Here is a 24,047-nt window from a genome sequence, read left to right as displayed (position 1 = left end):
GATGATTCGTGGAACCTTTTGACGTTTTCCGACATCAAGGCAGGTAGGAGAGCTGAGGCACCTCGAAGCGGTTCGTGGTCATGTCACCCGCTTGAGTGACCCACCCCGAGCCGCCCTTCCAACGCGCCACCGATGAGCGGCGGGCGCGACGCGTCTTCGGGGGCTCCGGCAGCCGCTCGCAGGTGACGGGCAGCGGCGGTCCGCGCGCGGTGTACGGCTCCCTGCGCGCGCGGTGGTCGTGTACGAACTGCGGCGGGGTGCCGCCGTGTTCGCCGGCGAGGCAGCCGAGCTCAGCCGAGGCTCTTGACCGACGCCTCCGGGATGAGCAGCACGGTGCCCTTGTTGAGGCGGTCGGGGTGGACCCCCACCATCTGCTTGTTGGCCTTGTAGAGCGCCCGCCAGCCGCCCTTGACGCGGTACCGCGTGGCGATCGAGCTGAGGGTCTCGCCCGGCCCGACCACATGGACGCGGCCGGCGAGCGCGAGGACCCTGGAGCAGATTGGCCAGGCACGCCAGCCCTGGGTGCGCAGCACCTTCTCGGCGACCGCGATCTGTTCGGCGCGCGTCGCGAGGTCCGCGCGCGGGGCGTACCCGAGGCCGCCGTTCTCCTTCCAGGTGGACTGCCGGAACTGCAGCCCTCCGTAGTAGGCGTTGCCGCTGTTGATGTGCCAGCGCCCGCTGCTCTCGCACTCGGCGAGGCAGCCCCACGGCCACTGGTCCCTGGCGCAGTCGTCCAGCCTGAGGATCAGGCGCCCGGGGCCGGGAGCCGGCGGGGGCGGGACGGCGGCCGCGGCCGCGGGGGCGAGCAGGACGGCGAACAGGGCGGCCGGCAGGGCCGCGAGACGGAAGCGGCGTGCGGGGCGCGTGCGGTTCACGGGCATGGGGCGCATCGCGTCACGCTAGGCACGCGATCCCGCGCCCGTGCCGAGCCGCGCCCTGCGCGGACCCGGCCCCACCCGGTCGGCCGCCTCCCGGCCCACCGTAGGCACACTTTCGCCAACGACTGTTTTCAGCCACCTGCTTCATTACACGATTTCAGGATTTGTCGACCTGTGGGCATGGCGACCTGCCACTCACCTCTCCGGACCAAACTCCTTACCTGCAAGGGGAGTTGATGTGGAGCGATTGATTCTGGCCGCCGGTTCGCGCCGTGCGTCGGATGGGTCGATTCCGCCCCCTTCCGGGCGTGACCCCCGGCACAGATCATCCGTTGTCTTCTTTATGAGCCGGGGACCGCCCGGCCGCATTCGACGCAGCAACACACCGAATCCGAGGAGCCACCCGTGCCGCGCATGCTCGACGTCAGCGACGACGTACGCGCCGAGATCGGCGACGCAGAAGCCGACCGGCTGCTCGCCGGAGAGAACGCCCCGGGCACGTACGACTGCACGTCCTGCCGTACTCCGGGCGATTCGGAACAGGAGCGCACCAGCACCGTCCTGTTCATCGGCGACGAGACCGCCGTCCTGGCCTTCGCCCACTCCACCTGCCTGCCCTCACAGGTCGTCCAGGTGTCCGAGGAACAGCTGCAGGGAGCCGTACGTTCCATCACCGGCGACGGCGGCGCCCCTGCCGCGGCCCCCGCCCCCACCCCCTCCCCCGCGGTGCAGTCCATCCCCGGGCAGGCCGTTCCGGAGCCGGCCGTGCTCGGCGTGACCAGCGGGCTCGTCCTGATCGCCGGCGAGCTGCACCCCGCGCTCGTCGTCGAGCCGACCGGGCCGATCGCCCGCCCCGGCTCGACGGGCGGCTTCGACGAGTTCCTGACCCTCCTCGTGGAGCAGGGCTTCACGCCGACCGCCCAGGTCAGCGAGGTGCCGCGGGTGCTGCACGGCTGGTCCGTGCTGCTCGCCATGGGCCAGCTGCACGCCGTCCTGCAGCCCGGCACCGTCGGTGCGGGTCAGGTCGCGTGGTGGCAGGCGCACCAGCCGCTGCACGTCACCGACAGCTGGCGCGCGGCGGCGAACAAGACGAACTCCGTCCTCGTCTTCGCCGCCCCGGCCGGCACGATCGGCCGCCAGCCCCGCGAGGACCTGCTGCGCGACGCCCTCGACAAGGCCGCGGCGAACGGGCTGCTCGTCGGCGCGGCGATGCCCCTGGCAGGTACGTGACCCTCAGCCAGGAACCGAGGTGACCGTGGGCCGGGCGCATGCCCGGCCCACGCTCGCACCCGGGCCCCCCGGACACCGGCCCGTGCACCTCCGCGTGCGCCGCCCGCACCCCCGTCGGCCTGCGAAAGCGCGGACCGGACCGCATCCGCGAGGGCGTGCGGGTCGTTGGCACCTACGTGCACGCATACGACCCCCCTCGCCGCCCGCAGTATCCGACCCCGATCCCCGCCATGCGCGGGACGCATGAATCGGTGGGTGGCCGCTCGGCCACACCGATCTACGACGCCCTGTACTCGGAGTACCGCAGGTCCTTCCGGGCCCTGCCGGGTGACCGCAGCGGCGAAGAGAACCTCTCGTTCTCCGCGTTCGGCTCGATCCCCTACGCCGTGCACCACAGCAACAGCGGCCGGCACAGCGCGTCGTACCACGAACCGCAGCACGTGCACAGCTCGCCGCCGACCGGCTCCTGGCACACGAACGGGCGGCAGCACAGCACCGGGAGCAACCTCCCTGCCGCACTGCCGCCCGCTCCGCGTCGCGAGCGCTAGGCGCCAAGTCCTGGGCGCCGGGCGCTAGTTCACTTCTTGCGGCCGCGCTTCTCGCGCACCCGGACCGAAATGTGGATCGGCGTCCCCTCGAAACCGAACTCCTCGCGGAGGCGCCGCTCCACGTACCGCCGGTAGCCGGCCTCGATGAAGCCGGAGGCGAAGAGCACGAACCGCGGCGGCTTCGTGCCGGCCTGTGTGCCGAAGAGGATGCGGGGCTGCTTGCCACCGCGGACCGGGTGCGGGTGCGAGGCCACCAGTTCGCCCAGGAACGCGTTGAGGCGGCCCGTCGGGACGCGCGTCTCCCAGCCGTCAAGGGCCGTCTCGATCGCGGGGACGAGCTTCTCCATGTGGCGCCCGGTCGTCGCCGACACGTTCACCCGGGGCGCCCACGCGACCTGCGCGAGCTCCGTCTCGATCTCGCGCTCCAGGTAGTAGCGCCGCTCCTCGTCGAGGGTGTCCCACTTGTTGTACGCGACGACAATCGCGCGGCCCGCCTCGACGGCCATCGTCACGATGCGCTGGTCCTGGATCGAGATCGACTCGGACGCGTCGATGAGGATCACCGCGACCTCCGCCTTCTCGACGGCGGCGGCGGTGCGCAGGGACGCGTAGTAGTCGGCGCCCTGCTGGAGGTGGACCCGCTTGCGGATGCCCGCCGTGTCGACGAACTTCCAGGTCTTGCCACCGAGCTCGATGAGCTCGTCGACCGGGTCGCGGGTGGTGCCCGCCAGCTCGTTCACGACGACGCGGTCCTCGTTCGCCACCTTGTTCAGGAGGGAGGACTTGCCGACGTTCGGGCGGCCGATGAGGGCGATGCGGCGGGGGCCGCCGATCGCGGTGCCGAAGGTCTGCGCCGGAGCGTCGGGCAGCGCCTCGATGACGGCGTCCAGCATGTCGCCGGTACCGCGGCCGTGCAGGGCCGACACCGGGTACGGCTCGCCGAGACCGAGGGACCACAGGGCGGTGGCGTCCGCCTCACCGCTCGGCCCGTCCACCTTGTTGGCGCACAGCACGACCGGCTTGCCGGCCTTGCGCAGCAGCCGTACGACCGCCAGGTCGGTGTCGGTGGGGCCCACCGTGGCGTCGACGACGAAGACGACCGCGTCGGCGGTCTCGATCGCGTACTCGGCCTGCGCGGCCACGGACGCGTCGATGCCGAGGACGTCCTGCTCCCAGCCGCCCGTGTCGACGAGCCGGAAGCGGCGGCCCGCCCACTCGGCCTCGTACGAGACGCGGTCACGGGTGACGCCCGGCTTGTCCTCGACGACGGCCTCGCGGCGGCCGATGATGCGGTTCACCAGGGTCGACTTGCCGACGTTGGGGCGGCCGACGACGGCGAGCGCGGGCAGCGGGCCGTGACCCGCCTCCTCGATCGCGCCCTCGACGTCCTCGATGTCGAAGCCCTCTACCGCGGCGAGCTCCATGAACTCCGCGTACTCCGCGTCGCCAAGGGCCCCGTGCTCGTGCCCGGCCGAGCCCTCGGGCTGGATCTGGTCGTTCATGAAGTCCGTACCTCGTTGTTCATCGTGGTGATCGGTGGACCGTCTGCATCACTTACGGCGGTCCACTACTGAAAGTCTCGCTCAGTGCCCGGTGAGGCGCCTGGCGTTTTCCAGGTGGGCGGTGAGCCGCTCCTGGATGCGCACGGTCGCCTCGTCCAGCGCCTTGCGCGTACGCCGCCCGCTGCCGTCGCCCGCCGGGAACGGGTCCCCGAAGACGACGTCGACGCGGCTGCGCAGCGGCGGCAGCGCCTTTATCAGCCGGCCGCGCTTGTTCGTGCTGCCCAGGACCGCCACCGGCACGATCGGCGCCCCGCTGCGCACCGCGAAGTACGCGAGGCCGGCCCGCAGGGAGGCGAAGTCGCCGCCCCCTCGGGTGCCCTCAGGGAAGATCCCGAGGACTCCCCCCTCGTCGAGCACGCTCAGCGCACGCGTGATCGCCGTACGGTCCGCCGTCGAGCGGTCCACCTCGACCTGGCCGATGGCGCCCAGGAAGGTACCGAGCGGCCCGATGAACGCTTCCTTCTTGATCAGGAAGTGCGTCGGCCTGGGCGCGACGCCCATGACCATCGGCCCGTCGACGTTGTGCGCGTGGTTGACGGCCAGGATCACCGGGCCGGTCGCGGGGACCTTCCAGGCGCCGAGGACGCGGGGCTTCCACAGCCCGTACATGAGGCCGACCCCGATGCGGCGGCCGACCTCCGCGCCTCTTTCCGAGGGGGAAGCCGCGGTCACTTCGCCGCCCGCTTCTCCCCGATGAGGGTGACCACGCACTCGATGACCTGCTGGAGCGTGAGCTCGGACGTGTCCACCTCGACGGCGTCGCCGGCCTTGGCCAGCGGGGACGTCTTGCGGCTGGAGTCCGCGGCGTCCCGCTTGATCAGGGCCTCCTGGGTCGCCTTCACGTCGGCGCCCTTGAGCTCACCGCTGCGGCGGGCCGCGCGGGCCTCCGGCGAGGCGGTGAGGAAGATCTTCAGGTCGGCGTCGGGCAGGACGGTCGTACCGATGTCACGGCCCTCGACGACGATGCCCTGCTCGGTCGAGGCGGCGATGGAGCGCTGCAGCTCGGTGATGCGGGCACGCACCTCGGGGACGGCGCTGACGGCGCTGACCTTCGAGGTGACCTCGGTGGTACGGATGGGACCGGCGACGTCGACGCCGTCGACCGTGATCGTCGGGTCGGACGGGTCGGTGCCGGAGATGATCTCGGCCTTGCCGGCCACGGCGGCGATGGCCGTCGGGTCGGTCAGGTCTATGCCGTTGTTCACCATCCACCAGGTGATCGCCCGGTACTGGGCACCGGTGTCCAGGTAGCTGAGGCCGAGCTGGGCGGCGACGGCCTTGGAGGTGCTCGACTTGCCCGTGCCGGAGGGGCCGTCGATGGCGACGATCACTGCTGCCGGGGCGGCGCTTGCGGCGGTTGCGGCGGTTTCCACGGGGCTGCGGACACCTTTCTCAGTGCACGGGACAGGGAGGCGGGGCGCGAGGGCGCCCCGCACAAGGTTACTGGCTCAAGCACCCTGCCCATACAGCCCCTGTGAACAGGACCTACTGGCGCATGGCCCAGCCCCGGTCACGCAGAGCCGCGGTCAGCTTCGGGGCCGCCGCCGGCTGGACCAGCAGCTGGACGAAGCCCGCCTGCTGGCCGGTGGCGTGCTCGATGCGGACGTCCTCCACGTTGACGCCCGCGGCGCCCGCGTCGGCGAAGATCCGGGCCAGCTCGCCGGGCTGGTCGGAGATGAGGACCGCCACGGTGTCGTACGACGCCGGGGCCGCGCCGTGCTTTCCGGGGACGCGGACCTGGCCCGCGTTCCCGCGGCGCAGGACCTCCTCGATGCCGGTGGTGCCCTCGCCGCGCTTCGCCTCGTCCGAGGACTGGAGGGAGCGCAGGGCGCTCACCGTCTCGTCGAGGTCGGCGGAGACCGCGGAGAGCAGGTCGGCGACCGGGCCGGGGTTCGCGGAGAGGATGTCGATCCACATGCGGGGGTCGGAGCCCGCGATGCGCGTCACGTCCCGGATGCCCTGGCCGCACAGGCGTACGGCCGACTCCTCGGCGTGCTCCAGGCGGGCCGCGACCATGCTGGAGACCAGGTGCGGCATGTGGGAGACGAGGGCGACGGCGCGGTCGTGGGCGTCCGCGTCCATGACGACGGGGACGGCCCGGCACAGCGCGACCAGCTCCAGCGCGAGGTTCAGGACCTCGGTGTCGGTGTCGCGGGTGGGCGTCAGCACCCAGGGGCGGCCCTCGAAGAGATCCGCGGTGGCCGCCAGGGGCCCGCTGCGCTCGCGGCCCGACATGGGGTGCGTACCGATGTAGGGGCTGAGGTCGAGGCCGAGCGCCTCCAGCTCGCGGCGCGGCCCGCCCTTGACGCTGGCGACGTCGAGGTATCCGCGGGCCACCCCGCGCCGCATCGCGTCGGCCAGGGTCGTCGCGACGTGCGCGGGCGGTACGGCCACCACACAGAGGTCCACGGGTCCCTCGGGCGCCTCGTCGGTGCCCGCGCCGAGCGCGGCGGCGGTGCGGGCCTGCGCCGGGTCGTGGTCGGCGAGGTGCACGTGCACACCGCGCGAGGCGAGCGCCTGGGCCGCGGAGGTGCCGATGAGGCCGGTGCCGATGACAAGGGCGGTTCTCACTGGGCGATGTCCTTGCGCAGGGCGGCGGCGGCGCCGAGGTACACGTGCGCGATCCCGGACTTCGGCAGCTCGGACTCGATATGGGCGAGGACGCGGACGACGCGCGGCAGCGCTCCCTCGATGTCGAGTTCCTGCGCGCAGATCAGCGGCACGTCGACGATGCCCAGCTTGCGGGCGGCGGCGGCCGGGAAGTCGGAGTGCAGATCGGGGGTGGCCGTGAACCAGATCGAGATCAGGTCGTCGGAGGTCAGTCCGTTCCGCTCAAGGATGGCGGTGAGCAGCTCGCTGACCTGCCCGTCCATGTGTGCGGCTTCGTCCCGTTCCAGTTGGACGGCGCCACGGACCGCTCGTACCGCCACGGTGTCGCTCCTTGCTTGCGTACGTACAGCTGATGAGGTGCCAAGCCTAGTCAGCCCCGCAGACACCGGCGCGCGGCGCCCGCCTGCCGAGACGGACGCCGCGCACGGTGCGGGACATCAGAGCTTCCGGTCTCCGGCCGGCCGGTCAGAACTTCTGCTCCTTGACCAGCTCGTCGAGCGAGAGGCCCGGCACCTCGCCCCCCGGGGTCAGCTTGTCGACGGCCGTGGGCAGGACGCTCGCGATGTCGTTCGCCGCCTGGTCGGGGCTGACGCCCGACTCCGCCGCGACCTTCTGCAGCGTGGCGTCCGGCAGGGCCTCCTTGACCTGGTCCGCAGTCAGCTGCTCGTTCGAGCCGGTGCCGACCCAGGACTGCGCCTGCCCGCCGAGGCCCGACTTGGCGAGCGCCTCCAGGAGACCGCCCAGCGGGTTGCCGCCCGCGGAGCCGCCCTGGCCCTGGGTGAACGCCGCCAGGAGCGAGGTGAGGACCCCGCCCGCCGAGCCGCCCGCCTTGTCACCGAGGAGGCCGCTGAGCAGGTTTCCCAGATCGTTGCTACCCGCCATGGTCACGCCTTTCGGGACGTTCTCGGAGTCGTTCGTGGACTCACTTCCGGAGTCCGCGGACCCCTGCCAATGTGACCCGAACCACCCCCTGTCGCCACTCGGGCGGCCCAGGCCGGCCCGCCCTCCGGAAGATCACGGACGCCGGAAATTCGCTCCGCTCCGGCAGGACGCGGACCGTACGCTCCGTTCATGACAGAGGCTCTGGACCTGGTGCGCGGCCACACGATCTACTCCTGCGTGATGGGGTCGCGGGCGTTCGGCCTCGCCACGGACGGCAGCGACACCGACCGCCGGGGCGTGTTCGTGGCGCCGACGCCGATGTTCTGGCGGTTCGAGAAGCCGCCGACACATGCGGACGGTCCGGCGGACGAGCAGTTCTCCTGGGAGCTGGAGCGCTTCTGCGAGCTCGCCCTGCGGGCCAATCCGAACATCCTGGAGTGCCTGCACTCGCCGCTCGTCGAGCACGTCACCGACACGGGCCGCGAACTGCTCGCCCTGCGTGAGGCGTTCCTGTCCCGACAGGTCCACGCCACGTTCACCGGCTATGCGATGGGCCAGCGCAAGAAGCTCGACGCGGATGTCCGCCAGTACGGCGCACCGCGCTGGAAGCACGCGATGCATCTGCTGCGCCTCCTCGTCTCCTGCCGCGACCTGCTCCGCACCGGCCGGCTGACCCTCGACGTCGGCGAGGACCGTGAGGCGCTGCTCGCGGTGAAGCGGGGCGAGGTGTCCTGGGACGACGTGGTGGCCCGGATGGCGCGCCTGGGCGGCGAGGCGGAGGAAGCCGCCGCCCGCACCCCGCTGCCGGCCGAACCGGACCGGGCGCGGGTGGCGGACTTCCTGTTCGGGGTGCGCCGGGCGTCAGCCCTTCAGCTCGTCGGCCCTTCGGCCTGAGCCGTACGGCGAGGTCGTGCAGGACGCCTCGTAGGCGGTCGGTGTGTCCGGCGGCGCTGAGCCTCGCGGGCGGTGTCGAGGACGGCGTGCAGCGGGTCCGCCCGCCCGCCGACGATCCCGCGAACCCGGCGGACGGCACGCGCGCGCGGCGCACCCGTGCCGTCCGCCGTCATCGATCAGGCGTCCCAGAGTGCCCCGAGCGACAGCAGGTCGCTGCGGTACTCGATCCGTTCCGACCAGTCCGCCGGCCACACCTCGTCGCCCAGGTACGCCCCGGCGAACGCCCCCGTGAGGCAGGCGATCGAGTCCGAGTCGCCCGAGGTGCAAGCGGCGCGGCGCAGGGCGGTGACGGGTTCGTCGACGAAGAGCAGGAAGCAGAGCAGGCCCGTGGCGAGCGCCTCCTCGGCGATCCAGCCCGCCCCGGTGGCCAGGCACGGGTCGGTCTCGGGCGACGGTGAGCGCAGCGCCTCCTGGAGTCGTTCGAGAGCGGCCAGGCAGTCGTCCCAGCCGCGGGCGATGAAGTGCTCCGGGCTCGGGTCGGCGGCGCGCGCCCACAGGTCACCGAGCCACGGCGCGTGGTACTTCTGCCGGTTCTCGTACGCGTACGAGCGCAGCATCCCGACGAGTCCGGCCGGCTCGGCGCCCTGCGCGAGGAGGTGGACGGCATGCGCGGTGAGGTCGGACGCGGCGAGGGCCGTGGGGTGTCCGTGGGTGAGTCCGGACTGCAACTGGGCGGCGCCCGCGCGTTGTTCGCCGCTGAGGCCGGGGACCAGGCCGACCGGCGCGACCCGCATGTTGGCGCCGCAGCCCTTGGATCCGATGCGGCTGGCCTCCTGCCAGGGCTTGCCGCGCGTGAGGAGGTCGCAGGCCTGGAGGCAGGTGTTGCCGGGGGCCCGGTTGTTCTCCGGCGACCGGTACCAGTCGATGAACTCCTCGCGCACGGGCCCCGTCATGCGCAGCGGCGCGAGCACGCCGCGGTCCATCGCGGTGCGCAGGCCGCGCCCCAGGGCGAGCGTCATCTGGGTGTCGTCGGTGACGATCGCGGGCCTGGGCAGGGCCATCTGCCGCCAGGGCCCGCACTTTGCGAGGATCGACGGCACGTCGTTGAACTCGGTCGGGAAGCCGAGCGCGTCCCCCAGGGCGAGCCCGACAAGGGAACCGGTCGCCGCACGCTTCTTCATCAGGGTCGTCCTTCCGCGGGGGGCCTGAGCAGGGGCGGGTGCAGGGCGGTGGCGGGTCCTGCCTTGTAGAGCGCGGCGGGCTTGCCGCGGCCGCCGGTGAGCCGGGCGGCGCCGTGCACCGGTTCGACGAAGCCGGGGGTGGCGAGGACCTTGCGCCGGAAGTTCGCGGGGTCGAGCCCGGCGCCCCACACCGCTTCGTAGACCCCCCGCAGCTCGCCGAGCGTGAACTCGGGCGGGCAGAAGGCCGTGGCCAGGCAGGTGTTCTCGATGCCGGCGCCGACGCGCTCGTGCGCGTCGGCGAGGATCCGGTCGTGGTCGAAGGCGAGCGGGCCGTACGCGCCCGTGCCGTACGGCAGCCAGTCCGCGCGGGCGGCGTCACCGCCCCCGCGTACCTCGGGCGGGTCGGGCACGAGGGCCGCGAACGCGACGGAGACGACCCGCATCCGGGGGTCGCGGTCCGGGTCGCTGTAGGTGCGCAGCTGTTCCAGGTGCAGCCCGGTGACGTCGGACAGACCGGTCTCCTCGGCCAGTTCACGCGCCGCCGCCGTCTCCGCCGACTCGTCGGGCAGGACGAAACCGCCGGGCAGCGCCAGGCGGCCCGCGTACGGGTCCTGCCCCCGCTCGACGAGCAGCACCCTCAGCGTGCCGTCCCGGATCGTGAAGACGGCCAGATCGACGGTGACGGCGAAGGGCTCGAAGGCGTACTTGTCATAGCCCTGCACGCACACCACCCCCCTCTCTTTATGGTCTTACCGACTATAAAGAGAGGGGGGTGGCACACACAAGAGCCAGGCCCCTGCCGGGGGGCAGGGCGCCCGGGTGCTTCTAGAGGTCGACCTCCTGCATCAGCATGCCGACCTCGGTGTTGGACAGGCGCCGCAGCCAGCCCGACTTCTGGTCGCCCAGCGCGATCGGCCCGAAGGACACCCGCACCAACTTGTCGACCGGGAACCCGGCCTCCGCGAGCATGCGCCGCACGATGTGCTTGCGGCCCTCGTGCAGGGTGACCTCGACGAGGTAGTTCTTGCCGGTCTGCTCGACGACGCGGAAGTGGTCCGCCTTCGCGTACCCGTCCTCCAGCTGGATACCGTCCTTGAGCTGCTTGCCCAGGTCGCGCGGGATCGGGCCCACGATGTGCGCGAGGTAGGTCTTCTTCACGCCGTACTTGGGATGGGTGAGGCGGTGGGCCAGTTCTCCGTGATTGGTGAGCAGGATGATGCCCTCGGTCTCGGTGTCGAGCCGCCCGACGTGGAACAGCCGCGTCTCGCGGTTGTTCGTGTAGTCACCCAGGCACTGGCGGCCATCGGGGTCCTCCATGGTGGAGACGACACCGGCCGGCTTGTTCAGCGCGAAGAACTGGTACGACTGGGTCGCGACGGTCAGGCCGTCGACCTTGATCTCGTCCTTCTCGGTGTCGACACGCAGACCCTGCTCGAGCACGATCTGGCCGTTGACCTCGACCCGAGCCTGCTCGACGAGCTCCTCGCAGGCGCGCCGGGAGCCGTAACCGGCCCGCGCGAGCACCTTCTGGAGCCGCTCGCCCTCCTGCTCGGCGCCCGGGAAGGTCTTGGGGGTCTTGATGTCCGGCCTGCCCGCGTAACGGTCGCGGTTGCGCTCCTCCTGCCGGGCGTCGTACTCCCGCGAGGTCGCCCGGGCGGTGCTGCGGCTGCTGCCACGGGCACCGGTGCCCTGGGAGGTGCGGGGGCCGCCCTTGGCGCCGCCGCGCGCTGCCGCGCCCCGGCCGCTCTTCGGCGCGCCGCCGCCGTCGGCGGGGCTCACGTCGTAGCGCCGCTCCTCGGGACGCGGCTTGCTCGGCCGGCCCTGCTTGTCGTCACGGTCGTTGCCGGCGCCGCGGTAGTTCCCGCGACCGCCGCCGGCGCTGCCGCCGCGAGCACCGCCGCCGCCACCGCTGCCGCCGCGGCCACCCCCGCCAGTGCTGCCGCCGCGACCGCCACCGCCGCCACTGCTGCCGCGGCCGCCGCTGTTGCCACCACGGCTCCCGCCGTTGTTTCCGCTGCTGTTCCTGCCGCTGCTGCTGCTTCGCATCAAAAGTTCCGTCTAGTCGTCTGCGTCCTCGTAACCCGGCGCATCGGGTGCGTCCGGGTCGAACGACGGGACCCCTTCCTGCGTCTCGGCCTCGATCGCGTCCGCCTCCGGAAGGAAGGGCGCGAGTTCCGGGAGCTCGTCCAGGCCGCGCAGGCCCATCCGCTCCAGAAAGTAGTTCGTCGTCCTGTACAGGATCGCACTTGTTTCGGGTTCCGCGCCCGCCTCCTCCACGAGGCCCCTCTGGAGGAGCGTCCGCATCACGCCGTCACAGTTCACTCCGCGCACGGCGGAGACCCGCGACCGGCTCACCGGCTGGCGGTACGCGACGACCGCGAGGGTCTCCAGAGCTGCCTGGGTGAGCCGGGCCTGCTGCCCGTCGAGCACGAAGCGTTCGACCGCCGCCGCGTACTCAGGCCGGGTGTAGAACCGCCAGCCGCCCGCCACGAGCCTCAGCTCGAATCCGCGGCCCTGGGCCGTGTACTCGTCCGCCAGGGCCCGCAGGGCGTCCGCCACGGCCCTGCGCGGCCGGTCCAGGATCTTCGCGAGGTGCTCCTCGGTCGCGGGCTCGTCGACGACCATCAGTACGGCCTCCAGGGCCGGCCCGAGATCCAGCTCGGCCACCCGGTCGGCCCCGGCGACGGCTTCCTTCCCACTCGTACCCGTCATGACTGCTTCTCCTCCGCCCCGCCGCGCTCGGCCTTTGTCTCTTCACCGTCTTTGCCGGCCGTCTCGGGAGGCCTGTCGAACTCGTCCGTGACGGTCGGCTCTCCGTCACTCTCCCCACCCGTCCAGCGCACGAGAAGCTCCCCGAGGGCCTCCTCCTGCTCCAGGCTGACGGCCTTCTCCCGGTACAGCTCAAGGAGCGCCAGGAAGCGGGCCACGACGGTCAGGGTGTCGTCGGTGTCCTCCACCAGCACCCGGAAACTCGCCTCGCCCAGCTCCCGCAGCCGCGCCACGACGAGCCCGGCCTGCTCGCGCACGCTGACCAGTGGGGCGTGAATGTGGTCGACGTACACCTGGGGCTTCGGCCTGGGCTGCATCGCCTTCACGGCGAGCCGGGCGAATCCTTCCGCCCCGATGCTGATGACGACTTCCGGCAGCAGCTCGGCGTGGTGCGGCTCCAGACCGACGGTCCGCGGGTAGCGCCGCGCCTCCTCGTCGAGCCGCCCGCTGAAGATGTCGGCGATCTTCTTGTACGCGCGGTACTGGAGCAGCCGGGCGAACAGGAGGTCACGCGCTTCGAGGAGCGCGAGGTCGGCCTCGTCCTCGACCTCGGCGGTCGGCAGCAGCCGGGCGGCCTTGAGATCGAGCAGCGTGGCGGCGACGACGAGGAACTCGGTGGTCTGGTCGAGATCCCACTCGGGCCCCATGGCGCGGATGTGCACCATGAACTCGTCGGTCACTTTGGAGAGCGCGACCTCGGTGACGTCCAGCTTGTGCCTGGAGATCAGCTGGAGGAGCAGATCGAAGGGCCCCTCGAAGTTGGCCAGCCGCACCTTGAACCGCCCGTCGTCGGGCACAGGCTGCTCAGGTGCGGGTTCCGGGCCGGAGCCCGCCGGCTCCCGAGACTCCAGATCGGCCTCAGCCACGAGCTCCGCCGGCGGCCCAAGTTCCGGCTCGTGAACGAGCTCCGACTCGGGAACGGTTTCCGGCTCAGGAACAAGCTCCGGCTCAGGAACGAGCTCCGCCTCAGGAACGGCCTCCGACTCAGGAACGCGTTCCGGCTCAGAAACGGCCTCCGACTCAGGAACGACTTCCGGCTCGGGAACGGTTTCCGGCTCAGGAACGAGCTCCGGCTCAGGTACTACCCCCGGCCCCGGCGCCGGCAGGCGCGTCGTCCCCGGGCCCCGGCCCAGCACGCGTCGCCGCGCGCCCCGGCCGGGCGTGGAGGAGTCGTCGTCGTTCGCGGGCATCAGGCGGACGTTACCGCTACCGCCCGCGCAGTCGGCGTACGAGGATGCTCGCGTCTCCACGTGATTCCAGGTCGGCGAGCACCACGGCGACCGCCTCGCGGACGATGCGGCCGCGGTCCACGGCGAGCCCGTGCTCGCCACGGAGCACGAGGCGTGCGTGCTCGAGGTCCATCAGCTCCTCGGCGGAGACGTACACCGTGATCTTCTCGTCGTGGCGCTCACGCCCGCTGGGCCGCCGGTTGGCGGCCGCCCTGGAGCGCTTGCGCGACGACCCCGCGGAGGCAGAACCTTCCTGCGCCTGCGGCGGGCGGCGCCCCGCGGGCTTGTCGCCCTCGGTGGCGCGGCTGCGGGACTCGCCCGACTCGTCGTCCGCCGCCGCGTGTTCGGCGCTCTCGCCGCCCTCGCCGCGCCGCTTCTCCTCGGCGGCGACGGCGTCGCTCTCACCCGCCGGTGCGGGCACCCGCGCCTCGCCGTTGACCGGGCGCCTCGGGGAGGAGGCCTGGAGCCCCATTCCCCCGGTCGTACGGAACAGTTCGTCGGCCCCCGGCAGACTCACTCGGCGTGACACCGGGCGAGCACCTCCCTGGCGAGCTGGCGATAGGCGGCCGCGCCCACCGAGTTGGAGGCGTACGTCGTGATCGGCTCACCGGCGACCGTGGTCTCCGGGAAGCGCACGGTCCGGCCGATCACGGTGTGGTAGACGTGATCGTCGAACGCCTCGACCACGCGCGCGAGCACCTCACGGCTGTGCACCGTGCGGGAGTCGTACATCGTGGCGAGGATGCCGTCGAGCTCCAGGTCGGGGTTGAGCCGCTCCTGGACCTTCTCGATCGTCTCCGTGAGGAGCGCGACCCCGCGCAGTGCGAAGAACTCGCACTCGAGGGGCACGATCACCTTGTGAGCCGCCGTCAGGGCGTTCACGGTGAGCAGGCCGAGCGAGGGCTGACAGTCGATCACGATGTAGTCGTAGTCGGCCATCAGCGGCTTCAACGCCCGCTGGAGCGTGGACTCGCGCGCGACCTCGCTCACCAACTGCACCTCGGCGGCGGACAGGTCGATGTTGCTCGGCAGCAGGTCCATGTTCGGGACCGCGGTCTTCAGGAGGACCTCGTCCGCGGCCATGCCCCGCTCCATGAGCAGGTTGTAGACCGTCAGGTCGAGTTCCATCGGGTTCACGCCGAGACCGACCGAGAGCGCGCCCTGCGGGTCGAAGTCGACAAGCAGGACACGGCGTCCGTACTCCGCGAGCGCGGCACCCAGGTTGATGGTCGACGTGGTCTTGCCGACGCCGCCCTTCTGGTTGCACATCGCGATGATCTTCGCGGGGCCGTGGTCGGTCAGCGGGCCTGGGATCGGGAAGTACGGGAGCGGGCGCCCGGTCGGGCCGACGCGTTCGCGGCGCTGACGGGCAGCGTCGGGCGCCAGCGTGGCCGCGTACTCGGGGTCCGGCTCGTACTCGGCGTCGGGGTCGTAGAAGTGCCCCTCGGGCAGTTCGTCGTAGTCGGCGAAGTGGGAGCGTTCGCCACTTCGGTCGCCGGCCATGGCGTTCACGTGATGGCCATCCATGCTCTGGGGTGCTGTCTGCGTCTGCAGGGGGCTGCTCTGACGGGCGGCAAAGGTACGGACCGCGACGGAGCCGACAGCCTCGAGCCCCGCGGGACCTTGCTCCCTCGCAACCGTTCCTGGTTGACCACCCCCGGGAGTAAATGTCGACTCATTCACAAGTCGTCTTACCTCCTTGGTGACCAGGAAACTTCTAGATAGGTCAGCGTGGCACCATGCCGACGGTTGGCGACTCTATGGCGTGTCACCACTCCGCAGCAACACAATCCGCCGGACCCGGCCCGATGTGTCGGCAACGGAACACCCTTGTGTCAAGGGTGCACGGCGTCGGTTCGAAGCGTTTCGCGGGTGCGCGAATCGGTTAAAGGGTTACGTTCGAGGCGAGTTGACCAAGTCCGTATTGATGCCCAAGTGATACGCATACGGCCGGACCCCTCACAAGGTCCGGCCGCAGGCGTGAGATTGACGACTTCCGTTGACGAAAGTGGTCGATGAGTCGTCGACGTCAGCCGAGCAGGGACTCCAGCTCGGTGTGCTCGAGGCCGTGGGACTCGGCGACCTCGCGGTAAACCACCTTGCCGTCATGGGTGTTGAGGCCCAGGGCGAGCGCCGGGTCGCGGCGCAGCGCCTCGGCCCAGCCGCGGTTCGCGAGCTCGACGATGTACGGCAGCGTGGCGTTCGTCAGCGCGTACGTCGACGTGTTGGGCACGGCGCCGGGCATGTTGGCGACGCAGTAGAAGACCGAGTTGTGGACCGGGAAGGTCGGCTCGGCGTGCGTCGTCGGGTGCGAGTCCTCGAAGCAGCCGCCCTGGTCGATCGCGATGTCGACAAGGACACTTCCCGGCTTCATGCGGGAGACGAGCTCGTTGGTGACCAGCTTCGGGGCCTTGGCGCCCGGGATGAGGACGGCGCCGATGACCAGGTCGGCCTCGAGGCACGCCTTCTCGAGCTCGAAGGCGTTGGAGACGACGGTCTGGATCTTCGTACCGAAGATCTTGTCGGCTTCCTTGAGCTTGTTGATGTCGCGGTCGAGCAGGGTCACGTGGAAGCCCATGCCGATGGCGATCTGCGCGGCGTTCCAGCCGGAGACGCCGCCGCCGATGACGACGGCCCTGGCGGCGAGCACGCCCGGGACACCGCCCGGCAGGACACCGCGGCCGCCGTTGGCGGCCATCAGGTGGTAGGCGCCGACCTGCGGGGCCAGGCGGCCCGCGACCTCGGACATCGGGGCGAGCAGCGGGAGCGCGCGGTTCGCGGTCTCGACCGTCTCGTAGGCGATGGCGGTGGTGCCGGACTCCAGGAGCGCGTCCGTGCACTCCTTGGAGGCGGCGAGGTGCAGGTAGGTGAAGAGCGTCTGGTCCTTGCGGAGGCGGTGGTACTCCTCCGCGATCGGCTCCTTGACCTTCAGGAGCAGGTCAGCGGTGCCCCAGACCTCGTCGGCGGTGCCGAGGATCTGCGCACCGGCCGAGACGTACTCGTCGTCCGTGATCGAGGAGCCGACACCGGCGTTCTGCTCGACGAAGACCTGGTGGCCGTTGCGCACGAGCTCGTGCACACCGGCGGGGGTGATGGCCACCCGGAACTCGTTGTTCTTGACCTCGCGGGGGATGCCGACCTTCATCGTCGATCACGGTCCTTGGCTCAGGGATTTCTCGGGCAATGCACTACATACCCGTGCGCTTGGGGGCGCACCGGGAGACACCACGGAAGTACGCGGCGGAGCCAGTCTAATGAAGGATTTCTAGCTGTCTAGCCTTTCAAAGCATCAATCTTCTTCGGATGCACTACGGATTTCGTAGGCATCAGCACCTTGTTCTGGAGTCATTCCTTCGATCGGCAGCTCCTCTCCCAGCATGCGCTCGGCCGCACCGCGGTGCAGCTTCGCGGCCGCGGGGTCGCCGAGCCGGTCGAGCGTGTCGGCCAGGCGGAGCTGCAGCGCGGCCTGCAGTCGCACGTCCTTGGCCTGGCGCGCCCACTCGACCGCTTCCTGGCAGGTGTGCAGCGACTCCTCGGGCCGGCCCGCGTACTCCTGGACACGCGCCATCTCGCTCAACGCCCGCGCCTGCGCTGCGACATCGCCCTCCTTGCGGTACCCGGCGGCGGCCGAGCGCCAGCTGCGCAGCGCGTCGCCGTAGCGGCCCGCGTAGGTGTTCACCGTCCCGATGCGGCCGTGCAGCCGCGCGGCGTCGGCGCGCTCGCCGCGGGTGAGCCGCTGGGCGAGGGCGCGCCCGTACCAGTCGGCGGCCCGGTACCAGTCCCCCAGCTCCTGGTACGTGCCGCCTACGGATTCCATCGCGCGGCCGGTCGCGTACGGGTCCCTGGCTTCGCGTCCGGCGTCCAGAGCGGCCCGGTATCGGGTGAGGGCCTCCTGGGTGCGGCCGGTCCGCGCGTCGAGGTCGGCGAGGTTCAGGAGGGCCGCGGCCTTCTCGCGGGGCAGGTTCCTGCGCTCGGCGACGTCGAGGACGAGGCGGTGGATGCCGTAGAGGTCGGGGGCGGCGGCCTCGGCGCCGACATGCGCGGCCAGGGCCCGCGCCAGGGCCGCCATCAGGCGCCTGGCCAGGGTGTCGAGCTCCCCGTCGGCGACGGCGAGGCGGGCGGCGGCCAGGAGCGCGGGCCGCCGGACCCGCAACCACTCGGCGCCCGCCGCGGAGCTCGGGAAACGCAGGGCGCGGGGCAGCCCCGCGAGCTTCTTGCGGGCGGGCGAGCCGTCCGGTTCGGTGATCGCCCGGCAGGAGTGGAGCAGCCGCACCGTGCGCTCCAGCATGCGGGCGCGGGCGAGCTGCACCTCGCCCGGCCGGTCGTGGGTCTCGGTCAGGCCGCGCAGGAGCGGCATCAGGCAGCCGGGCACCTCGTACTGCGGCAGTTCGGAGCCGATCCGCTCGACCAGGCCGAGCACCGTGAAGTCGTCGAGGGTGGTCTGCGCGGCGGAGACGGAGCAGCCGGCCAGCGCGGACGCGGTGTGCGGGTCGACATGGCCTTCGGGGGCGAGGGACAGGTAGCGCAGTATCCGGGCGGCGGGCACCGGCAGGGACGCGTAGGCGTGCTGGAAGACGCGGGCGAGCGCGGGCCCGTCGTCGGCCTGGGCGTGCAGCTGCTTGGCCAGGTCCGCCACGGCCTCCTTGGGGCGTACGGCGAGCCAGCCGCCGGCCAGCCTGAGCGCCGCGGGCTGCGACCCGCACTCCTCGACGAGGGACTCCGCGGAGCGCGGGTCGACGGTGATGCGGACCGATCCGGTGTGCCGGCCGAGCAGTTCGAGGGCGGACTTCGTGTCGAGGCCGCCGAGCGTGCAGGGCCGCACGTCGGAGATTCCGGTCAGTGGCCCCTCGGACACGGCGACGACCAGGCAGTCGGGGGTTTCGGGGAGCAGCGGGTCGACCTGTTCGGCGTCCGCCGCGTCGTCGAGGAACAGCACGACCCTGCGGACGGAGAGCCCTTCGCGCAGCCGCTCGGCGAGGTCGTCCTCGCCTTCGCCGGGCGGCGCGGGCAGATCGAGGGTGTCGAGGAGTTCGCGTGCGGTGCGTTCGGTGGGGACGCGGGTGCCGTCCGGGGCGGTGAGGCGGGTCCGCAGGATGCCGTCCGGGTAGCCGGCGGCGACCTGGCCCAGGAGTTCCTCGGCGAGCGCGGTGCGACCGGATCCCGGGCGGCCCGCGATGAGCAGGACGCGCGCGCGTGGCGCTTTGCGCCCGGCGATCGTGTCGAGTCCCGCGCGCTCGATGTCGGCGCGTAGTTCCTTCAACTCACGGCTGCGGCCCAGGAACTGACTGCCCTTCAGTCCGTCCTTCGGTTCGACCGCCTGATCCGTCACGGGCCACGCTCCGTCCACCTGCGCCGAACCCGCCGGGGTGCGGGCGGGACGCTTTCAGAGCCTAGTTCAGGCGGAACGGCGTTCCCTGGTGGGCGGCACGGAGGTGTCCCTCAATCGGATCAGCGGATGGTGTGACCGGAGGGGCTGATCGGAATCAGCCCCTCCGGCGCACGGCCGTACCTACGCCGCGAACGGCCGGGCGGGCCAGGGCGCCTCGGCCGGCCGCAGCGACTCCACGCCGTCACCGGCCTGCACGGCGGTCAGCGCGAGCGTCCCCACCACCAGGCAGTTGTTGTGCAGCTCGCCGGCCAGCACACCGTGTACGAGCTCCTCCAGCGGGACGCGGGCCAGCTCCATGTCGGCCTCCTCGTCCTCCACCTCGAAGCGCTCGCCCTCCGCCTCGGACAGGTCGCGGGCCAGGAAGATGCGGACGGCCTCGGAGCAGCCGCCGGGCGTCGTGTAGACGTCGGTGAGGACGCGCCAGTCCTCCGCCTTGACGTGCGCCTCCTCGTAGAGCTCGCGCTGGGCCGCGTGCAGCGGGTTCTCGCCGGGGATGTCGAGGAGTCCGGCCGGGATCTCCCAGAGCTTGTGCCGCACGGGGTGGCGGTACTGCTTGAGGATCAGGACGCGGCCCTGGTCGTCGAGGGCGAGGACGGCGACGGAGCCGGGGTGGACCTGGTAGTCGCGGCGGACGACCGAGCCGTCGGGCATGACCACGTCGTCGGTGCGCACAGAGGTCTTGTTCCCGACGAACGGGGTCTCGGTCGCCCGGACCTCCCACTCCTCGGCGGTGTCCTTGATCGTCGTCATGTCGACAGGTCCTCCTACGCGCATAAAAAGAAACCGGGGAACAGAAACCGGGGCACGTACCCCAAAAGGCACGCACCCCGGCAACCGTACAACCCATGTCCTACACGGCTTACTTGGCCTTCTTGCCGTTCGCCGCGGCGCCGGTCTTGCGCTCGACGGCCGCCTTCACCAGGCCCGCGAAGAGCGGGTGCGGGCGGGTCGGGCGGGAGCGGAGCTCGGGGTGCGCCTGGGTCGCGACCAGGTAAGGGTGCACCTCACGCGGGTACTCCACGTACTCCACGAGCTTGCCGTCCGGCGACGTGCCGGAGAACTGCAGACCGGCCTTCTTCTCCAGCTCGGCGCGGTAGGAGTTGTTCACCTCGTAGCGGTGACGGTGGCGCTCCTCGACGTACTCCTTGCCGTCGTACACCTCGCGCGCGATGGAGCCCTCGGCGAGCTTCGCCGGGTACATGCCCAGCCGCATGGTGCCGCCCATGTCGCCCTCACCTGCGACGATGTCGAGCTGCTCGGCCATCGTGGAGATGACCGGGTGCGCGGTCGCGGCGTCGAACTCGGTGGAGTTCGCGTCGGGGATGTCGGCCAGGTTCCGCGCGGCCTCGATCACGATGCACTGCAGACCGAGGCAGAGGCCGAGCAGCGGGATCTTGTTCTCGCGGGCGAACTGGATGGCGCCGACCTTGCCGGACACGCCGCGGTCGCCGAAGCCGCCGGGGATGCAGATCGCGTCCACGTCACCGAGCTGCTTCTTGGCGCCGGCCGCGGTCTTGCAGTCGTCGGACGCGACCCACTTGATCTTGACGCGGGCCTTGTTGGCGAAGCCGCCGGCGCGCAGCGCCTCGGTCACCGACAGGTAGGCGTCGGGCAGGTCGATGTACTTGCCGACGAGCGCCATGACGATCTCGTGGTCGGGGTTGTGGACGCGGTCGAGCAGGTCGTCCCAGGTCGTCCAGTCCACGTCGCGGAACGGCAGGTCCAGCTTGCGGACGACGTAGGCGTCCAGGCCTTCGGTGTGCAGGACCTTCGGGATGTCGTAGATCGACGGGGCGTCGATGGCCGCGACGACGGCCGCCTCGTCGACGTCGCACATCAGGGAGATCTTGCGCTTGATCGCGGTGGGCACCTCGCGGTCGGCGCGCAGGACGATCGCGTCCGGCTGGATACCGATGTTGCGCAGGGCGGCGACCGAGTGCTGGGTCGGCTTGGTCTTCAGCTCACCGGAGGGGCCGATGTAGGGCAGCAGCGAGATGTGCACGACGAAGACGTTGTCGCGGCCGACCTCGTGGCGGACCTGGCGGACGGTCTCCAGGAACGGCAGGGACTCGATGTCGCCGACCGTGCCGCCGACCTCGGTGATGACGACGTCGACGTCGTCCGTGGCCATGCGGCGGATGCGGTGCTTGATCTCGTTCGTGATGTGCGGGATGACCTGGACGGTGTCTCCGAGGTATTCGCCGCGCCGCTCCTTGGCGATCACCTGGGAGTAGACCTGGCCGGTGGTGACGTTGGCCGTGCCGTCCAGATCCACGTCGAGGAAGCGCTCGTAGTGGCCGATGTCCAGGTCGGTCTCGGCGCCGTCGTTGGTGACGAAGACCTCACCGTGCTGGAACGGGTTCATCGTCCCGGGGTCGACGTTCAGGTACGGGTCGAGCTTCTGCATCGTGACCCGCAGACCACGCGCCTTGAGGAGCGCACCCAGGCTGGAGGCCGTCAGCCCCTTGCCGAGGGAGGAGGCGACACCCCCGGTGACGAAGATGTGCTTGGTCGTCGTGGATTTGGGCGTCATGGCCAAGAGGGGGCTCCCGTGGTCGCGGTCTGGAATGCGTACCGGCTTGCCTGGTCCGGAGATTTCCGGGGGTGCCGTCGCTGCGGGTTCGGGGGCTTCGACTGCTCGCAGAAGCGCACCGGTCCACGGGCTACCAGGGTAACAGCGAGTGGGCGAGGCTGCTTCCGGCCACGCTCCGCACATGCCTCACCACAGCATCACCGAAACCTCACCCGCCGCTCACTCTTTCGGCCCACCTTCGTTGCCGGGACCGGCGCGCGGATCACCGCGCTGCGTCGTATCCTGCTCGGACACTCGCTGCCGAGCCAGGCCGGCAAACGGCACTACCCCCGCCCGTTACTCCCGGAACAAGAGCTCGTCAGTTCGTTTCTCACGACGACGCACCAACACGAACCCTTGACCGCAGAGACCGCAGAGCGATCGCCCTTCCGGGGGCGTACGTGGCCGTTCGACTGGAGATGCACGTGGCCGGGCGCATCGAGGACTACGCACTCATCGGAGACATGCAGACCGCTGCCCTGGTCTGCCGGGACGGAACAGTCGACTGGCTGTGCCTCCCACGCTTCGACTCGCATGCCATTTTCGCCGGCCTGCTCGGCACCGAGGAACACGGCTTCTGGCGGCTGGGACCGGCGCACGCGCCGGAGGCCGAGCCGCCGACCGCGGCGCGCCGGACGTACCGCGGCGATTCCCTGATCCTCGAATCCGAATGGGACACCCCCCGCGGCACGGTCCGCGTGACCGATTTCATGCCGCCGCGTGACGGCGCGCCGCAGCTGATCCGGATCGTGGAGGGCATCAGCGGCCGCGTCCCGATGCGCTCGGCACTGCGCATGCGCTTCTCCTACGGGCGGATCGTGCCGTGGGTGCACAAGGTCGACAGCCGTACGGTCGCGGTCGCGGGCCCCGACTCCGTGTGGCTCGACTCGACCGCGGAGACGTACGGCAAGGACCTGACGACCTACTCGGACTTCACGGTGGCGCCGGGTGACCGGATCGCGTTCACCCTCTCGTGGCAGCCCTCGCACCAGAAGCCGCCGGCCCTCCCCGACCCGGAGGGGTCCCTGGAGGCGACGGAGGAGTTCTGGGGCGAGTGGGTCGAGCACTGTACGTACCACGGGCCCTACCGCGAGGCCGTGGTCCGTTCGCTGATCACGCTCAAGGCCCTGACGTACGCGCCGACCGGTGGCATCGTCGCCGCGCCGACGACGTCGCTGCCGGAGGAGATCGGCGGTGTCCGCAACTGGGACTACCGCTACACCTGGCTGCGCGACGCGGCGATCACCCTGTCCTCCATGCTGCGCACCGGCTACCGCGAGGAGGCCCGTGCCTGGCGGGACTGGCTGCTTCGCGCGGTCGCCGGCGACCCCGAGAACCTGCAGATCATGTACGGGATCGCGGGCGAGCGTGAGCTCGGCGAGGCGGAGCTCGACTGGCTGCCCGGCTACGAGAACTCGGCGCCGGTGCGGGTCGGCAACGGCGCCGCGCACCAGCTCCAGCTCGACGTGTACGGCGAGGTCACCGAGGCGCTGCACCTGGCACATATGACGGGCCTGACCCGCAACGACTACGCCTCGCTGCTCCAGCTCAAGCTGATCCGCTACCTGGAGAAGCACTGGGACGAGCCGGACGAGGGCATCTGGGAGGTGCGCGGGCCGCGCCGGCACTTCGTTCACTCGAAGGTGATGGCGTGGGTCGCCGTGGACCGCACGATCAAGCTCATCGAGTCGGGTGACGCGGACGGGCCGCTGGAGAAGTGGCGCGAACTGCGCGACGACATCCACCGGGACGTGTGCGAGCGGGGCTACGACAAGGAGCGCAACACGTTCACGCAGTCGTACGGCTCGAAGGAGCTGGACGCCTCGCTGCTCCTGATCCCGCAGATGGGCTTCCTGCCGCCCGACGACAAGCGCGTCATCGGCACGATCGAGGCGATCCAGCGGGAGCTCTCGACGCCGGACGGGTTCATTCTGCGTTACCCGACGACGGGCGAGGACGCGGGCGTCGACGGCCTGGAGGGCGACGAGGGCGCGTTCCTCGCCTGCTCGTTCTGGATGGCCGACGACCTCGCGATGATCGGCCGCGTGGACGAGGCCCGCACGCTCTTCGAGAAGCTCCTGTCGCTGCGCAACGACCTGGGGCTGCTCGCGGAGGAGTGGGACTCGCGCCTGCAGCGCCAGGTCGGCAACTTCCCGCAGGCGTTCAGTCACGTTCCGCTGATCGACACGGCCCTGCGGCTGACGGCCTCGGGGGCGTACGGCGGCTAGAGCGGCTTCCTGATCACCTTTCCGGCGGCGCGTTCCCCTGCGGGACGCGCCGCCGGCGGCGTCAGTCACGTCCTG

Annotated in this window: 22 protein-coding genes and 1 pseudogene; 4 read left to right on the top strand and 19 right to left on the bottom strand. The window is 71.2% G+C overall.

The window, feature by feature from the left end; translation table 11 throughout:
- Positions 1-34 precede the first annotated feature (34 nt).
- A pseudogene (locus OG456_RS28755) lies at positions 35-226 on the bottom strand (amino acid ABC transporter substrate-binding protein); the annotation flags it as partial.
- Between the two features lie 64 nt (positions 227-290).
- The gene (locus OG456_RS28750; RefSeq protein WP_266569471.1) at positions 291-881 is read right to left on the bottom strand and encodes a transglycosylase family protein; all 591 of its coding nucleotides are present in this window, start codon (positions 879-881) and stop codon (positions 291-293) included.
- 402 nt (positions 882-1,283) lie between these two features.
- On the opposite strand from OG456_RS28750, the gene OG456_RS28745 reads away from it, so the two are divergent.
- Positions 1,284-2,108 (top strand): hypothetical protein, encoded by an 825-nt coding sequence (locus tag OG456_RS28745; protein ID WP_266565961.1) that lies wholly within the window; start codon positions 1,284-1,286, stop codon positions 2,106-2,108.
- Between the two features lie 230 nt (positions 2,109-2,338).
- Positions 2,339-2,656 carry a hypothetical protein gene (locus OG456_RS28740; protein WP_323136362.1) on the top strand — a complete coding sequence of 106 codons (318 nt, stop codon included), beginning with the start codon at positions 2,339-2,341 and terminating at the stop codon, positions 2,654-2,656.
- A 29-nt stretch (positions 2,657-2,685) separates the two neighbouring features.
- Here OG456_RS28740 and der read toward each other — a convergent pair whose 3' ends face one another.
- The 6 genes from der to OG456_RS28710 all read right to left on the bottom strand — a co-directional run bounded on the left by der (position 2,686) and on the right by OG456_RS28710 (position 7,710).
- Entirely contained in the window at positions 2,686-4,158 is a 1,473-nt protein-coding gene (der, locus tag OG456_RS28735) for a ribosome biogenesis GTPase Der (RefSeq protein ID WP_266565959.1), read from the bottom strand.
- An 81-nt stretch (positions 4,159-4,239) separates the two neighbouring features.
- A complete protein-coding gene (locus tag OG456_RS28730; RefSeq protein ID WP_266565957.1) occupies positions 4,240-4,890 on the bottom strand; it encodes a 1-acyl-sn-glycerol-3-phosphate acyltransferase in 651 nt (216 codons plus the stop codon).
- Positions 4,887-5,591 carry a (d)CMP kinase gene (cmk, locus tag OG456_RS28725; RefSeq protein ID WP_266565955.1) on the bottom strand — a complete coding sequence of 235 codons (705 nt, stop codon included), beginning with the start codon at positions 5,589-5,591 and terminating at the stop codon, positions 4,887-4,889. The genes OG456_RS28730 and cmk overlap by 4 nt, the downstream gene beginning before the upstream one ends.
- Before the next feature lie 112 nt (positions 5,592-5,703).
- Entirely contained in the window at positions 5,704-6,789 is a 1,086-nt protein-coding gene (locus tag OG456_RS28720; RefSeq protein WP_266565953.1) for a prephenate dehydrogenase, read from the bottom strand.
- Entirely contained in the window at positions 6,786-7,148 is a 363-nt protein-coding gene (gene aroH, locus OG456_RS28715) for a chorismate mutase (RefSeq protein ID WP_266565951.1), read from the bottom strand. The genes OG456_RS28720 and aroH overlap by 4 nt, the downstream gene beginning before the upstream one ends.
- 145 nt (positions 7,149-7,293) lie before the next feature.
- Entirely contained in the window at positions 7,294-7,710 is a 417-nt protein-coding gene (locus tag OG456_RS28710) for a YidB family protein (protein WP_266565949.1), read from the bottom strand.
- Between the two features lie 189 nt (positions 7,711-7,899).
- On the opposite strand from OG456_RS28710, the gene OG456_RS28705 reads away from it, so the two are divergent.
- A complete protein-coding gene (locus tag OG456_RS28705; protein WP_266565947.1) occupies positions 7,900-8,604 on the top strand; it encodes a nucleotidyltransferase domain-containing protein in 705 nt (234 codons plus the stop codon).
- Positions 8,605-8,780: 176 nt separating this feature from the next.
- On the opposite strand, the gene OG456_RS28700 is transcribed toward OG456_RS28705, so the two are convergent.
- The 11 genes from OG456_RS28700 to OG456_RS28650 all read right to left on the bottom strand — a co-directional run bounded on the left by OG456_RS28700 (position 8,781) and on the right by OG456_RS28650 (position 21,705).
- Positions 8,781-9,785, bottom strand: a complete 1,005-nt coding sequence (locus tag OG456_RS28700; RefSeq protein WP_266565945.1) for an ADP-ribosylglycohydrolase family protein — start codon at positions 9,783-9,785, stop codon at positions 8,781-8,783.
- On the bottom strand, positions 9,785-10,513 hold the full coding sequence (locus OG456_RS28695; protein ID WP_266569469.1) for an NUDIX domain-containing protein: 729 nt from the start codon (positions 10,511-10,513) through the stop codon (positions 9,785-9,787). The genes OG456_RS28700 and OG456_RS28695 overlap by 1 nt, the downstream gene beginning before the upstream one ends.
- A gap of 97 nt (positions 10,514-10,610) precedes the next feature.
- Complete coding sequence (locus OG456_RS28690; RefSeq protein ID WP_266565943.1) at positions 10,611-11,831, bottom strand: pseudouridine synthase; 1,221 nt, start codon at positions 11,829-11,831, stop codon at positions 10,611-10,613.
- A gap of 12 nt (positions 11,832-11,843) precedes the next feature.
- Complete coding sequence (gene scpB / locus OG456_RS28685) at positions 11,844-12,497, bottom strand: SMC-Scp complex subunit ScpB (protein ID WP_266565941.1); 654 nt, start codon at positions 12,495-12,497, stop codon at positions 11,844-11,846.
- The gene (locus OG456_RS28680; RefSeq protein ID WP_266565939.1) at positions 12,494-13,744 is read right to left on the bottom strand and encodes a ScpA family protein; all 1,251 of its coding nucleotides are present in this window, start codon (positions 13,742-13,744) and stop codon (positions 12,494-12,496) included. Before OG456_RS28680 ends, scpB begins: the two co-directional genes overlap by 4 nt.
- A gap of 16 nt (positions 13,745-13,760) precedes the next feature.
- Entirely contained in the window at positions 13,761-14,312 is a 552-nt protein-coding gene (locus OG456_RS28675; RefSeq protein WP_266565937.1) for a hypothetical protein, read from the bottom strand.
- Positions 14,297-15,466 carry a ParA family protein gene (locus OG456_RS28670; protein ID WP_116502892.1) on the bottom strand — a complete coding sequence of 390 codons (1,170 nt, stop codon included), beginning with the start codon at positions 15,464-15,466 and terminating at the stop codon, positions 14,297-14,299. The genes OG456_RS28675 and OG456_RS28670 overlap by 16 nt, the downstream gene beginning before the upstream one ends.
- A gap of 346 nt (positions 15,467-15,812) precedes the next feature.
- Positions 15,813-16,928, bottom strand: a complete 1,116-nt coding sequence (ald, locus tag OG456_RS28665; protein ID WP_266565935.1) for an alanine dehydrogenase — start codon at positions 16,926-16,928, stop codon at positions 15,813-15,815.
- Between the two features lie 144 nt (positions 16,929-17,072).
- Positions 17,073-19,112: a tetratricopeptide repeat protein gene (locus tag OG456_RS28660; protein WP_266565933.1), complete on the bottom strand. Its 2,040-nt coding sequence runs from the start codon at positions 19,110-19,112 to the stop codon at positions 17,073-17,075.
- 180 nt (positions 19,113-19,292) lie between these two features.
- Complete coding sequence (locus OG456_RS28655; protein ID WP_266565931.1) at positions 19,293-19,922, bottom strand: NUDIX hydrolase; 630 nt, start codon at positions 19,920-19,922, stop codon at positions 19,293-19,295.
- A gap of 109 nt (positions 19,923-20,031) precedes the next feature.
- The gene (locus OG456_RS28650; RefSeq protein ID WP_116502888.1) at positions 20,032-21,705 is read right to left on the bottom strand and encodes a CTP synthase; all 1,674 of its coding nucleotides are present in this window, start codon (positions 21,703-21,705) and stop codon (positions 20,032-20,034) included.
- Between the two features lie 458 nt (positions 21,706-22,163).
- Here OG456_RS28650 and OG456_RS28645 point away from each other — a divergent pair, with 458 nt between their 5' ends.
- Positions 22,164-23,972: a glycoside hydrolase family 15 protein gene (locus tag OG456_RS28645; protein WP_266569468.1), complete on the top strand. Its 1,809-nt coding sequence runs from the start codon at positions 22,164-22,166 to the stop codon at positions 23,970-23,972.
- Positions 23,973-24,047 lie beyond the last annotated feature (75 nt).

This window comes from Streptomyces sp. NBC_01446, from assembly GCF_026340095.1.
Taxonomy (GTDB): domain Bacteria; phylum Actinomycetota; class Actinomycetes; order Streptomycetales; family Streptomycetaceae; genus Streptomyces; species Streptomyces aureus.
This window is presented reverse-complemented; position numbering and strand designations above follow the sequence as displayed.